This window comes from Candidatus Berkelbacteria bacterium, from assembly GCA_016187225.1.
GTDB lineage: Bacteria > Patescibacteriota > UBA1384 > JACPKC01 > JACPKC01 > JACPKC01.
This window is the reverse complement of the sequence record JACPKC010000010.1, coordinates 112,847-127,124: the sequence shown is the minus strand read 5'-3', so window position 1 is coordinate 127,124 and position 14,278 is coordinate 112,847. Positions and strand designations below refer to the sequence as shown.

11 protein-coding genes are annotated in these 14,278 nt (G+C 47.1%); all 11 read right to left on the bottom strand.

The features are described from left to right. Nucleotides 1–150: 150 nt before the first annotated feature. The 11 genes from HYW32_03405 to HYW32_03355 all read right to left on the bottom strand — a co-directional run bounded on the left by HYW32_03405 (nt 151) and on the right by HYW32_03355 (nt 14,275). Nucleotides 151–3,123 carry a hypothetical protein gene (locus HYW32_03405; protein ID MBI2590035.1) on the bottom strand — a complete coding sequence of 991 codons (2,973 nt, stop codon included), beginning with the start codon at nt 3,121–3,123 and terminating at the stop codon, nt 151–153. Nucleotides 3,124–3,359: 236 nt separating this feature from the next. Further along, complete coding sequence (locus tag HYW32_03400; protein MBI2590034.1) at nt 3,360–4,769, bottom strand: cysteine--tRNA ligase; 1,410 nt, start codon at nt 4,767–4,769, stop codon at nt 3,360–3,362. A gap of 186 nt (nt 4,770–4,955) precedes the next feature. Then, the gene (recR, locus tag HYW32_03395) at nt 4,956–5,564 is read right to left on the bottom strand and encodes a recombination protein RecR (GenBank protein ID MBI2590033.1); all 609 of its coding nucleotides are present in this window, start codon (nt 5,562–5,564) and stop codon (nt 4,956–4,958) included. Then, nucleotides 5,548–7,533, bottom strand: a complete 1,986-nt coding sequence (topA, locus tag HYW32_03390) for a type I DNA topoisomerase (GenBank protein MBI2590032.1) — start codon at nt 7,531–7,533, stop codon at nt 5,548–5,550. The genes recR and topA overlap by 17 nt, the downstream gene beginning before the upstream one ends. A gap of 14 nt (nt 7,534–7,547) precedes the next feature. Next, entirely contained in the window at nt 7,548–8,642 is a 1,095-nt protein-coding gene (gene dprA, locus HYW32_03385; GenBank protein ID MBI2590031.1) for a DNA-protecting protein DprA, read from the bottom strand. A 15-nt stretch (nt 8,643–8,657) separates the two neighbouring features. Further along, on the bottom strand, nt 8,658–9,083 hold the full coding sequence (rplK, locus tag HYW32_03380) for a 50S ribosomal protein L11 (GenBank protein ID MBI2590030.1): 426 nt from the start codon (nt 9,081–9,083) through the stop codon (nt 8,658–8,660). A 19-nt stretch (nt 9,084–9,102) separates the two neighbouring features. Further along, nucleotides 9,103–9,741 (bottom strand): transcription termination/antitermination protein NusG, encoded by a 639-nt coding sequence (gene nusG / locus HYW32_03375; GenBank protein ID MBI2590029.1) that lies wholly within the window; start codon nt 9,739–9,741, stop codon nt 9,103–9,105. Between the two features lie 9 nt (nt 9,742–9,750). Then, nucleotides 9,751–9,939, bottom strand: coding sequence for a preprotein translocase subunit SecE (secE, locus tag HYW32_03370; protein MBI2590028.1), 189 nt, complete (start codon nt 9,937–9,939; stop codon nt 9,751–9,753). Between the two features lie 11 nt (nt 9,940–9,950). Continuing rightward, a complete protein-coding gene (locus HYW32_03365; GenBank protein MBI2590027.1) occupies nt 9,951–10,235 on the bottom strand; it encodes a bL21 family ribosomal protein in 285 nt (94 codons plus the stop codon). Nucleotides 10,236–10,319: 84 nt separating this feature from the next. Beyond that, nucleotides 10,320–11,417: a rod shape-determining protein RodA gene (gene rodA, locus HYW32_03360; GenBank protein ID MBI2590026.1), complete on the bottom strand. Its 1,098-nt coding sequence runs from the start codon at nt 11,415–11,417 to the stop codon at nt 10,320–10,322. Continuing rightward, entirely contained in the window at nt 11,414–14,275 is a 2,862-nt protein-coding gene (locus tag HYW32_03355; protein MBI2590025.1) for an isoleucine--tRNA ligase, read from the bottom strand. Before HYW32_03355 ends, rodA begins: the two co-directional genes overlap by 4 nt. Between the last annotated feature and the right edge of the window lie 3 nt (nt 14,276–14,278).

Genomic DNA, 14,278 nt, shown 5'->3' with positions numbered 1-14,278 from the left:
GCGACGATAAGAAAAAAAACGTTCCCATTTTTACGAGTACCCATCTTTGAGTACCCCCTTCCTTCTTATTTTTTCTAAATTTTTAACGTTCCGCTTTGAACGCCTATCAAGCTTTACACACAAAGTGAAAAGCTCTAAGACTCTCAAAGATTATTTTTCGAGTTCGGAATCAACTTGAATCACCGGCAAAACTCCGCTCTCTCCTACCGATCCAGCCGGTTCAACATTTTCTGAAATTACAGGCAAGCGCGGCGCTTGAGATGTCTCGTTAACCGATTCAGGAATGACTTGCATAAATGGTACTTCGCTTGAAGTGATTGCTTCTGGTTGCGCAATTTCAGGCGCGAGATCGATTCGAGGAAGTTCATTTTGAGTCTGAACCTGCTCTATCGCAGGCGACATTATCGACGTTTGAAAATCAGTATGCGCTGGAACCTTTACTACTGGCTCATGGATAACATCTTGTTGAATAGGCGGGGCTACAACTTCAGGTCGCGCATCCAGAACCGATGTATTCACCATTGAGTTCGTTACAAACGAAGCAACTGGAGTAACTGTGGCTTTGGCCTGATCTCCGCGAGCCAGTGCGCGAACTGCATCATCGAGCCGTGCGGTTTCGGCAGTGTTCACGCCAGTACCACTCTGCTCCGCCTGACGGGCCATTTCGCTCACATAGGCATCGAGGCGACGGGTTTCCTCAACGTTCACTGGAATGTGGGCCATTTTGACTTCTTGTACCTGACCAACTTCGTCGAAACGAATCTTTACACCGGTATCGGGGCTACCAAACTGGGCGTTTGGATTATAGAACGTTGTCCAGGTACCATCAGCCGCATTCTTGCTATTAACTAATTCCGCATTCACAAAGAAATTTTGGCTCTCAATACTGTGCCGACTCAAGAACCGAGTGATCGATTCTCGATCGGCGGCCACTTTCTTGAAGTGCGCTAACTCTTCTTGACTGAAACCAGCAACTCGCTCGGCCGTGATCGGACCGCCAAAGTCATTCTCAAATGAAACCTGATACTCGCCCTGATACTCAACGCCATAATCTGGCTTTGGCAGTTCCGCGCCCTGAAAAATTTCCCTAAATTCGGCCGCCGGTTGAATGCCGACTCCGCGCACGCCTAGATCAACTTTTTCCCAAACTTCAAATGTTCCACTCGGTTGCGTGAAAGTCACTAGCTCATGATCACCAAAGTTATATTCATAGTATTTAACGCCTTTATGCGCCCCAATAAAAGCATCGATCGGTTGTGGCTGCTCAATAACGTCGGTGGCTGGCAATTTACCGGTTGCCTGTACCATTTCATCTTGAACCAGTTGCGGCAAAGCAAAAGGATTTCGACGCGCAACTTCCGGCATCGGGTGATCGGCGCTAAAAGCAACTTCATCAAAGCACAAGCGGCCATCGCTAGTTGAGATATATTCAATTAGATCCGGACGATTGACGCCGCCAAGTTCTAAATCCGCCACACGGCCATGACTATCGAACATCGCTTCAAGTTTTTTGCCGTGAAGAGTTGTGCTGATACCGCGCGCGTTGGCGTAGTTGATATGACTTTCATTGACATAGCTTGAACTGATGCCATGAGCATCGATCTGACTGGAAAGTAGCTTGTGCAACGCCGGCTGTTCCTCTGGCGATTGAAAACGATCAACGTTTAACTTGAGGTAATCAATGAAAGAGAGACCCTGTTCGTTCTTATTGTCTGCTGTCAAGACATCGCTTAAAACAATTCCCTGCTTCTTAAGATCAGTGAGCGCTTGCCAAATTGGCGCATTCGTGCCAGTTTCACGCGCCTTCTCGATGGCTTGCAAGAGTGATTTTTGATAAGCGTAACTGCCAATGACTTCAGGAACGGTAGAAGAAATACTGGCAGGGGGAACCGTCACTTCTGGCGTCGGCCGCAAATAATCGTCGTAGATGCGTTCAGCCATCGCTTTTAGATTGCCCGGAATGTTCTTAATTCCTTCGACTAGACGTTTGAGCGCCGGCCCAACACCTTCGCCGTAATTGGAGGAAAGTTCAGCCGTTTCAATGCGTTTTAAACCCGTTAATCCCGTTACCAAAGCCGCACCCGCGCCCCATGCGGCGGCAATCCAGGTGCGCTTTTTAGCAGTCTGCTTAGCCTCAACCAAATTGTTGACTGCATGATTTTCCACCGCTTGAACAAAATTTTCACGCTCGATCTTGGCTTCTTGATTATCAAAAAACTTTGATCGGTGAATATGAATTCGATTTAGAGTTGCGTTGAGTTTGTATTGATCAAACTTTTGAAGCGCCTGCGCTTGAACTCCGGCATCTTTCGATTTAGTTCTCTCTAAACGATTCTGAAGCGCCTGGCGCACTTGTTCAACCCGGCGCGTGGTATGCAGAGAATAAGTGACGAGTTGCTCAAGAGCCGTTGGCTGGCTGGTAACATCAAAAACATTCCCGGCGCCCATTGCTCGGGCCGTTGCAAGAGTTTTGCCTAAACGCTCCTGCCTTTCCTCAACTTGCATCGATTGAAGCTCTCGAGGAGTTAAAGCAAGCGCGTTTTTATTAAAGATACCCTTTAGCCAACGAATTGGTGAGAGTTTTTCGCTGGTGTTAGTTTCACGGCGCAAATCGCGGCCCTCCATAGAAGTTTGAGAGGTGGCGAAAGCGCCCGCTCCAGAAAGCGCGACTCGGCCACTTAAACCAAGACCAATTAAAACCGGATTAGCTGTGGCAACGCCCACGAAGGCTGTACCGGTCGCAACGGCGCCAGCGCCGAAACGCGCCCACCGCGTGCTTGATTTGTGCCAAAACTCTCGAAACTTTGAGGAAAAAGTCTGGAGTCGAGTTGGGTGTTCGGGTGTGGCGGGAACCGTGAGCGATTGTTTAATTTTGCCAAGCATGCTCGCGCGCGGGATAGCAAGCGCTTCCTGACTCAAGCGATGTTTTTCAGTGTAGTTTGCAATTTGAGCGCGAACAGAAGCAATAGATTGAGTAGTGTGCGAGTTGTACGCTACGAAACTTGGCGTATTCTGCTGATATTCAGGAATTGCATTTTGGATATGCGAAATTGCCTGACTCTCAACTTGATGCGAACCTTCAGGCGTTGGATTAGCTCTCGATTGCTCGTGATTTTCTGACATTAGCTTCCTCTTTATTCTTCCCCATGTTCTGACCAGGCCGGCGCCAGCAAGCTGGAACCAGACCCGAGGGGCAGCCGGGAAGGAGGGGCACTGTCTTTGAGCAACGCTCTCCGACAACTCTCCGCGGCTCCTAGTCAGAACGCGAGAAAGAACAAAAAAACCAGCGGCCCTCCACTGGTTTCTATTTATTTATATCATTAACGAACGTGAAAATCTAGCAGATACCTTTTCTTCTGTCAATGGTTGAAAGGTTGTCTATCGGCATTCGGATTTCGAGTGGCGAAAGACTCTGCATCTTTATCGTGCACCGTAAAACCTTGCTCCTCAATTTGCTGGCGCAAACGATCGGCAATAACGAAATTCTTGTTTAATCTTGCCTGGTCGCGCTCTTTAAGCAGGCGTTGAATTTCAAATGGGATCTTTTGTCCTTGCCCCAACTTTTCTTTAAGCCCCAAGCCGAAAATCTGATCCCAATGAACAATCACTTGAGCCTTAACTTCATCAGGTTGATTGGATTTCAAGACCTCCCAAAAAAGCGCGATTGCTTGAGGGAGAGCTAGGTCGTCGGCAATGAACGCTCGAAAATTCTCTTCAATTTCCACCGGCACTTTATTCCCCTGTTCTGGCAAACATTCCGCCAACGCCGAGAGCTTGAAAAGCGCCTGCTCGGCGCTTGCAAGCGCTTGCCAGGTGAAGTTTAACTGTTTGCGATAGTGGGTTTGCAAAGCGAGGTAGCGAAAAGCCAGCGGCGCGTGCCCACGCTCAACTATATCTTGAAGCGTAAAAGTGTTGCCGAGGGATTTACCCATTTTTTGGCTATCAACAAGCATAAACGCGCCATGGAGCCAAAAATTTGCCAGTGGCAGGCCCGTGGCCGCCTGACTTTGAGCAATCTCATTCGTATGATGTGGAAAAATGTGATCAATGCCACCGGCATGAAGATCAAACGGTTGACCAAGCTCGTTGACACTCATGGCGCTACATTCAAGATGCCAACCGGGGAACCCAGTCCCCCACGGGCTTTCCCATTCCATATCCCGCTTAGTATCAGAAGGAGAAAACTTCCACAGGGCAAAGTCTGCCCAATGGCGCTTGTCTGGATTAATTTCAACCCGCGCGCCGGCCTCAAGATCAGTCAGTGATTGGCCACCTAAGATTGCATACCCGGGGAACTTCTGAATATCAAAGTAGACGCCATCACTCGTTTGATAGATAAAGCCTTTTGCGTCGAGTTGTTGAATGAGCGCGATCTGATCCTTGATGTGATCGGCTGCTTTTGGCGTACTGTGCGGCCGTTCAATATTCAGCCGATCAGTGTCAAAAAAGAAAGCGTCTGTATAGAACGAGGCAATTTGCCAAGCGGATTTTCCCTCTTTCTTGGCGGCGAGGGCAAGCTTATCTTCTCCCGAGTCGGCATCGCTCACCAAATGCCCGACATCGGTAATGTTCATCACGTGCTTGACGGCATATCCGTGGTACTCAAGAACGCGACGGAGCCAATCTTCAAAAAGGTAGGTGCGAAAATTACCCAGATGGGCAAACTGATAGACCGTTGGGCCGCACGCATAAAGACCTACCTCATTCGGACGAATTGGCTTGAACGACTCAAGTTTCTGCGTTGCAGTGTTAAATAATTTTAGATATATGTTTGCTCCTCATCATCGAATGCATACTGGGGATGCTGTGAAAGTTGACCAAGCAAAGGATCGTCTTTTACGTCTAGAATCTCGGTTGCGCCCCCGCAGAGCGGACATTGTTTCTCTTCGGTTTCATAGTTGCATTCACTGCAAAAATACGCTGCCATTCCCCTCCTTCTCCCGCTATAAACGGGTTTAATAACTACGGCGCCCCTCAATTGCGCGTGTGAGTGTAACGGCGTCAGCATACTCAAGGTCTCCCCCAACTGGCAAGCCATGAGCAATTCGGCTCAACTTAATTTTTTTGAGACCTTGATCGGCTATCAGTTTTTGCAAATACAAGGCAGTCGCCTCCCCTTCAAGCGAGGGATTGGTCGCGATGATGAGCTCCTTGATTCTGGATGAACTCTCAAGACGAATGATTAGTTCCCGAATTCTTAACTGATCTGGACTAACACCTTCAATCGGCGAGATAACACCACCAAGCACATGATACAGTCCCTGATACTCTGTTTTTTCCAGAGCGACTGTATCGAGCGGCTGTTCTACAACGCACAGTAAAGTTTGATCACGCCGAGCATTGGCACAGATTGAGCAGGGATCGAGCTCGGTAATATTAAAACAATTTGAGCAAAATTTAAGTTGAGTTCGTAGCTCGATCAGAGCCTGCCCCAAGCGCTCGCTCTGACTTGGGGGCTGACGGACAAGATAAAATGCCAACCGACCGGCAGTTTTCCCCCCGATGCCCGGCAGTTTGCTCAATTCTTCAATGACTCGTTGGATGCTTTTAGGAAGATGATTCATGACTACGCGGGTCATTCCAAGTGGCATGTTTGCATTCTGGGTACCGCTCACAGCCCCAAAAAGTCTTACCTCGACGAGTCTTCTTTTCGATGAGCTCGCCCTGACCACATTCAGGGCATTGAATCCCTGTTTTTTCCACAATGGCTTCAGTATGCCGACACTCTGGGAAACCCGTACAAGCTAAAAATCGACCGAATCGGCCCCGACGAATAATGAGTGGCTTGCCGCATTTTGGACAAGTTTTGTCGGTTTTTTCAGTAAGATCAAGTTTTTCAACTTCCTTTTGCTTAACTTCAAGTTTGTGGTCAAAAGGTGTGTAAAAATCACCTAGAAGTTTAGTCCAATCCTGTTCGCCTTCAGCGACTTGATCGAGCTTTTTTTCCATTGAGGCGGTGAAGGTTAAGTCCACAATTTCAGGAAAATGCTCAACGAGCAGATTAGTCACAATCTCGCCGGTTTCAGTCGGCTGAAAACGACGCTCAAATAGCTGAACATAGCCTCGATCTTGAATTGTGCTGATGATTGGCGCGTAAGTGCTCGGTCGACCAATGCCATGTTCCTCAAGCGCCTTAACGAGAGTTGCTTCTGAATAACGAGCCGGCGGTTCGGTAAAATGCTGTTCTGTAAAAAATTCTTGTAGGGTGAGCGAATCATTCGATGCTAACTTGGGTAGAATTGAATCAGTTCGATCACTCGGCCAGACCCTTAGATAACCGTCGAAAGCCACGACGTTGCCATGCGCCTTAAAAATTCCTTCTCCAGCCTGAATTAAGGCGGTCGTCGCTTTAAGGCGCGCGGGCGCCATCTGACAAGCAATCATTCTCTGCCAAATCAATTCATAAAGTTTTGCATGTTTATCAGAAGGCAAGTTTAAATCCGAACTCTGTTTGGTTGCATCGGTTGGGCGGATGGCTTCATGCGCTTCTTGAGCGCCTTTGCTTTTTGTTCGGTAGTATTGAGGCACAGACGGAAGATAATTTGCGCCAAATGTTTTTTCGATATATCCTCGGGTGGCAGAAATAGCCTCGCCAGCCAGATTAGTTGAGTCGGTACGCATATAGGTAATGTGACCGGCCTCATATAGATCCTGAGCAAGCTTCATGGTCTGCTTGGCTGAAAAATGCAAACGATGCGAGGCCTGTTGCTGGAGAGTGGAGGTTGTAAACGGCGGCGAAGGGCGTTTAGTGATTTCTTTTTCTTCAACCAACTTAACCTGGTAAGTCACACCAGCCAACGCCGATTCAAGCGCGCGCGCCTCTTTTTCGGTTTTAATTCCAAGTTTATCAAGCTTCTTCCCCTTAAATTCAGCCAACGACGCTCGAAATTCTTCCTTTTTGCGTGTTGCCAAAAGCGCTTCAAGACTCCAGTGCTCTTGGGGCACAAAAGCCTTAATCTCGCGCTCTCGGTCAACGACCAAACGCACTGCAACTGATTGCACGCGCCCCGCCGAAAGACCTTTCATTACTTTTTTCCACAAAAACGGACTTAAAGTATAACCGACTAGACGATCGAGAATCCGTCGCGCCTGTTGGGCATTAACTAAGTTAAGATCGAGAGACCGCGGCTTTTTAATCGCCGCCTGTAGTGCCGATTTTGTGATTTCATGGAAGGTAATCCGAGCGACAGGAATTTTCATCTTTTCGAGGTTAAGCGCCTCAAGAATGTGCCAGGCAATCGCCTCGCCTTCTCGATCATAGTCTGTTGCCAAATAAAGGGAGTCAGCGCCCTTTAAGGCAGTCTTTAAGGCGCTGATCGTTTTCTTAGCTTTTTGCGGAATGACATACGTTGGTTTGAACTTGTGCTCGACATCAACACCAAGGTTATGCTCTGGCAAATCACGCACATGTCCGTATGAAGCCAGAACGTGAAAATCCTTGCCCAAATAGCGCTCAATCGTCTTACCCTTAGCAGGCGACTCGACAATGACAAGATGTTTGGCTGGCATAACAATGGGTTCTAGTAAACGCAAGATGCACTCATGCGTCAAGAGTGCGATCGAACGTATCGCCCTTGCCCAGCCGTTTGAACAAGACCTTTGATTTCCATTAACGTTAAAGTGCTAACAATCGCACTCGACGTCAGTTGGGTGGCAGTGATCAGGTCGTCGAGAAGCATCGGTTCATGTGAAAGGGTGGCAAAAATTACACTTTCTACGCTCGTAAGTTGTGTAACTGGACGATCCGATGACTTCATTTCAAGGCCGAGCGCTTCGAGAATGTCATTTGGAGTATGTAAAAGCCCAGCTCCAGATTTGAGGAGTGCATGAGAACCAACTGAATTGGGTGAAAAAATCGAGCCAGGCACGGCAAAAACTTCGCGATTTGCGTCCAAGGCCGCGCGCGCAGTGCTGAGCGTCCCCGAGCGTTCGGTCGCCTCAACAATAATTGTTGCGCTACACAAGCCAGCAATAATACGATTGCGGATCGGAAAATGGTGGCGGAGCGCTGGCGTACCAGGCGGAAATTCACTTATCAAAGCGCCGCCATTCGACAAAATTCTTTCGCCTAATTGGGTATGGCTGGATGGGTAAATCTGATCTAATCCGCAACCTAAAACTGCCCAGGTAATTCCCTCTGCCTCCAGTGCGGCCTTGTGAGAAACCGAATCGATACCAAGCGCGAGCCCAGATACAATCGTAATGCCGCTCTGTGCGAGCGACCGACTGATATATTCAGCCGTCCGCTTGCCATAGGTTGTCATGCGTCGACTGCCTACGATTGCTACGTTCGTATGATTTTTGTTTTCTAATTTTCCGCGTATATATAATACTACTGGCGGAACAGTAATCTCACCAAGAAGCGCCGGGTAATCGGCATCGAATCGAGTAATAAATTTAATTCCTTGTTTCTGGAGGTTAGTCAGAACTTTTATAGGATCAACGTTCGTCCGTAATTTGACGATCGCTTGAAGAGTGGCCGATCGGATAGGAATTTTTTTGAGCTCATGCTCGGGTTTTTCCCAAATGCTCTGCAACGTTTCATTCAATGCCAGAAGTTCGTTCAGATGAGTTGGACCGAAGTAGAGATCGCTCGCAAACGCTGCCCAGATGGCTCTTTCGGCTGGCGTAATTCTTTCCACTCCTGACAGCCTCTTTTAGTTCTGGATCTCAATTCCCATGGAGCGAGCGGTGCCAGTCAGAATTTTCATAGCTGATTCGATATCGTTTGCATTTAAATCGGACATTTTTTGCTCGGCTAATTCACGAAGTCTAGCTTGGGAAATTTTACCGACTTTTTGCTTACCAACCTCACTTGCTCCTTTTTCAACACCAGCGGCTTGACGCAATAGGACGGCGGCTGGTGGTTGTTTAAGGATGAAATCGAAACTTCTATCCACATAGAGCGTAAGTTCAACCGGAATGATTGTGTTGCCAAGTTGCTTGGTGCGCTCATTAAATTGATTGCAAAAATCCATAATATTTACGCCGTGCGGCCCGAGAGCCGTTCCAACAGGCGGCGCCGGATTAGCCTTGCCAGCGGGAATTTGGAGTTTAATCATGGTCTTAATTGCTTTTGCCATAGTCATCCTTTGAGATTTACTAAACTTTCTTAACTTGTAAGAAATCGAGTAGAGCGGGCGTTTCACGCCCAAACATGTTGACGAGAACCTTAACTTTCCCTTTTTCTTCATCAATCTCACTCACAGTCGCCTGAAAACCTTTAAGTGGACCATCGGTAATTGTTACAAGATCGTTGATTGTGAAATCGATCTGATATTTGGGTTCTTCAACGCCCATTCTCTTTTTTATTCGATCAACTTCGGCAAGCGGAATCGGCGTTGGACGGACACCCAAGCCAATAAAGCCAGTAACGTTCGGAGTATTTCTGACAACATACCATGAGTCGTCTGTCACTAGCATTTCAACCAAAACGTAACCCGGAAAAATTTTGCGCTCAACGGTCCGGCGTTTGCCATTGCGAATCTCAATCTGTTTCTCGACTGGCACGATCACATCAAAAATCTTGTCGTCCATGCCAAGTGATTCAATACGCTGGCGGAGAGTTTCGGCTACCTGATCCTCGTAGCCAGTGTAGGTGTGAATCACATACCAACCGCGCTCACCGGCTTGTTTCTGCCCAAGAAGCGAAGGTCGCGGCCGTCGACTTGCATGTTTAATAGTTTCACCGATTAAGGTTTCGGAATCTAATTCTTCTGGTTGATCAAAAATGTCTGTCATGCTGACTCTTTAGCTACGGTTAAGCATCCGGCTGATAATTTCTGAAAGGCCAAAATCGATTAAGCCATAGAAAGTTGTCAGGAGAATAACAGCGCCAATCACGGTTAAAGTGTATTGAATCGTAGTTTCGCGACTTGGCCATTTCACCTTCCGTAATTCGTCGTAACTTTCTCGAAGATATGCAATGGGGCGGATCATGATACGTATTCTTAAATCATTGATTCGATTTTAAGAGCAGTATAGCGCTGTTTATGGCCACGAGGGAAACGCGAGGAACGGACTTTATTGCGAAAGATGCGACCGGAGACTTTTGGATGACGACCTTCTGTTAAAATGGTTGCGGTCACATTTTTGTTGGCCAAGAGATCGCGGAGAGTAAGTTGATTTTTCTCCGTTCTAATCAGTTCCACCTTAAGGGTATCGCCTGGCTGGACAAGATATTGCTTGCCGCCGGTTTCGATAATCGCTACTTTTTTAGCTTGAGCTTTTTTCATATCTCTCCAGAGGATTACTAATTCATCAATATAAAAAATTTCTCGCGGAGCGTTCCATTAGAATATACTTTTCTCCCAATCCGGTCAATATGTGCGAAAATAACCTTGCTGTGACCGAATTGCAATGCTTTCAAGAATCCCCAGTGCGATAAAATTACACACAATCGCGGTGCCTCCGTAAGAGATGAAAGGAAGTGGGATGCCTGTTACGGGCGCAAGCCCTAAATTCATCCCCACATTAATCGCCAGTTGAACGAACCACAGGCTAGCGATGCCAAAGGCCAAGAATGAACCAAATGCATCCGGCGCTCGATGAGAAATCATTAGCGCTCGAATGATTAAAGCGGCGAAAAGTACGAGAAAGGCAAAAGAGCCAAAAAAGCCAACTGCTTCAGCCATGCCGGCAAAGATAAAGTCGGTATGAATGACGGGTAAAAAATCAAGCTGGCTCTGCGTTCCCTGACCCAGTCCCTGACCAAACAGACCGCCATTGCCAACTGCAATTAAGGACTGAAGGACGTTATAGCCAGAGCCGTAACGATCGGACGCAGGATTGAGGAAAACTTGAACCCGGTCAATTTGATAGTCTTTAAGATTCAAAAAAATCGCCAACATAAGGATGGGCAGGCTTAGGCCGATGCTAACCCAAAGCGAGCGCGGCAGTTTTGCGATCGTCAGAATTATTACGAACGTTAAAAATATAACACCGGCTGTCCCTAAGTCCGGCTGTTTCAGCACTAGAGTAATCGGAAGACCTAATAAGAGACTAACAACAAATAAATCTCTAAAACGAATCGCGCCAAAGCGAGCGGCGAGGACTCGGGCAATTAAGATGACCGCGACTAGCTTGAACAATTCAGATGGTTGGAGTTGGAATGCGCCAATCTCGATCCAGCGACGCGCACCGAAAACGACCGTACCGTAAAACGTAACGCCCAAGAGCAGTAAGCCAACTGCAAGATACAATAGCAGACTGAACGAACGCAGTCGGCGGTAATCAAAAACTGCCAAAATGGACGCCGTGATCCAGCCCAAAATCACGAACGCGCCTTGTGTGAAAGCGAGTTCGGAACCGGAGCGGGCAAAAGTGAGACTGTAGATCATCGCCACACCACCAACTACTAAAATTAAAACTATCCCGACGAGGTACCAGTCGATAAAGCGCAAGAGTTGGAACCTCATCGCTCGAGCATGATCGTCAATTTATCGACGGTCGTAGAGTATTGACTACTGCTTGCTCGCCACTCAATGCGAACATGAGTTGCTTGTTCAATTTGAGTTTGTTTTTGCTTCATATCTAAGAATTGATCGCCAACCCCATGAATTGCGATGAGCACTTGTTCGTTGGGTTTAAGTTGAGCATTTTTACGAAGAATTTGAATGGCGTGGATAAGATCGCGCGTTAAACCCTCAACACGAAGCTCGTCGGTGAGGAGTGGGTTAAGTTCAACGGTTAGTTTTTCGCCGGTGTGCCATTCGAGATTTTGAACATTAAGTTCAGCTCGCATTAATTCTGCATAATGTTCGTTTAATTTAAAAGGCAGACCCATAATTTTAGCCGAACTTAAAGGCTGACGAACGCGAAGATTGAGCGCACTCCGCTTTTCGAGCCCAAGCGAGACCGCCTGACGAATCGTTGCCATCTGATCAAGAATTTTTTGATCGACCGAGCGACTGACTGGCCAGTCAGCTAGGTGCACACTTTCCGAGTCTTTTGGACTACGCAGTTGTAAAAAAATTTCTTCTGCGATAAAAGGCACAAAAGGCGCCAAGAGCAGGCTCATTTTAAGCAGAGCCTCTCTTAAAGTAAGCCGAGCGCCAGGAGAATCATCTTTTAAGCGTTCCCGCGAACGACGCAGGTACCAAACCGAAAGATCATCAACCAAAGTTTCGACCGGCCTAAATGCTGAATCCAACTCGTAATGCTCCATGGCATTCGTAATTAAGCTTACGCTTTCCTGAAGACGCTCCAAAATCCAAATATCAAGAATATTAGCTGATTGTGCGTTTGGCGCTTGGCCCTCAATTTCAGCAGGATAGAGAGAATAGAATGAAAGAACATTTTTGAGTCGAAGAAAGTTACGCTTGTAAATTTCTAGGACACCTGTTTCGGAAAAGTTCAGATCCTCCGCCTTCATGAGCGGCGAGGCCAAGAGATAATAACGAAGAGCATCCGCGCCATAGGTATCAAAAATCTGCCAAGGATTAGGAAAATTTTGTTTTGATTTTGACATTTTCTGACCGTCTTGCGCTAAAACATTACCCGTCGTGACCACGTGGCGGAACGGCGCTTCGTCGAATAAAAGTGTCGATAAAACATGCATGTAGTAAAACCAAGTACGGGTTTGTGCAATATATTCAACGACAAAGTCGGCCGGGAAATTGGCTTTAAACCAATCTTTGTTTTCAAAAGGATAGTGGACGGCCGCAAATGGCATTGAGGCGGATTCAAACCAACAATCAAAAACCTCTGGGACACGTTTGGTTTCTGTCTGACACGTAGGACAGGCAAAAGTGACAGCATCGATATGCGGACGATGCAAATCAGACAATTCTAAGCCGCTTAATTCTCGCAGATGCGCTATAGATCTAACGATCGTGAGATGACTATTTGGACACTTCCAAATTGGAAGTGGAGAAGCCCAGTAACGATTGCGCGAGATATTCCAATCAGGCGCCTCACGCATACTTTTTAGGAAACGGCCATGCTTGAGATGAGTTGGCACCCAGTGAATTTTTTCATTGAGCTCTTCAAGTCGCGGCTTAGCTGCCTGAATCTTCACAAACCAGGCTGGAATTGCATAGTAATAAAGCGGCGTTTCACAACGATAACAATGCGGATAAGGGTGAATAACGATTTCTTTTTTAAACAGGATTTCTTTTGCGAATAGATATTTGATAATTTCCACATCAGTGCGCTGATGATTGTTTTTAGGTTTAACATCGAAACCGGCAAAATCTTTGACTTCGAGCGCGAATTTACCCTGCCCTGTCACGTGCCAAATAGACGGTAAGTTTTTGGTGCGCGCAAGCTCCATATCTTCTTCGCCAAAAGCCGGAGCAATATGCACGAGTCCACTCCCCGTTTGATTGCTTATAAATGAAGCGGCGTAGATTTTCCAAGCATTTTTTTTGTTGGGAAATTCTCGCTCCAAATAATAGTCAAAGGGCGGTTTATATGAGAGACCCACAAGGTCACGCCCGCGTTTTTGCTCGATCACGCTTGAATTTGGAAAAAGTTTTTCTTTCGCAAAAACCGCGACAAAATACTGTTTATGGCCTTGCTCGACAAGCACATAGTCGATGTCGCTACCAATTGCAACCGCAGTATTGCCCGGCAAGGTCCAAGGCGTCGTTGTCCAGACCACTAGATACGTGCCCGGACGGTCGCTAAGTTCAAGCGCGACATAGACTGAAAGATCGCTAATTTTCTTGTAGCTGTTATCCATTGCAATTTCAGATTGAGCCACTGGAGTTTCACAACGTGGACAATAAGGTAGAACACGCGTGCTCTCATAAATAAGACCCTTGTCATAAAGCTGACTAAACGCCCACCAGACTGACTCGATGTAACTGTTATCCATTGTTTTATAGGAACCATCGAAATCAACCCAACGCGCCATGCGTTCGATTGTTTTTTTCCATTCCCGCGCATACTCAAGCACTTGCGCGCGGGCGGCTGTGTTAAACTTTCCAATGCCAATTTTTTCGATTTCTTTTCGACCCGAAATTGCAAGTTTTCGCTCAACTATGTTCTCGATCGGTAAACCATGCGTATCCCACCCCCAACGGCGCTCGACGTACTTGCCCCGCATCGTTTGGTAACGTGGCACAGCATCTTTAATGGCGCTGGCAAGGATGTGGCCATAGTGCGGAGTGCCGGTCGCAAAAGGCGGGCCATCATAAAAAACATACCGCTCGGCATTCTTTCGTGCTTCGAGAGATTTTTGAAAAATCTTTTTGGCGCGCCAAAAATCTAAAACTTTTTCTTCAGCAAGAACAATTGCGTTTTTTTCTGATTGCAATTTACTCGTCGGCATATT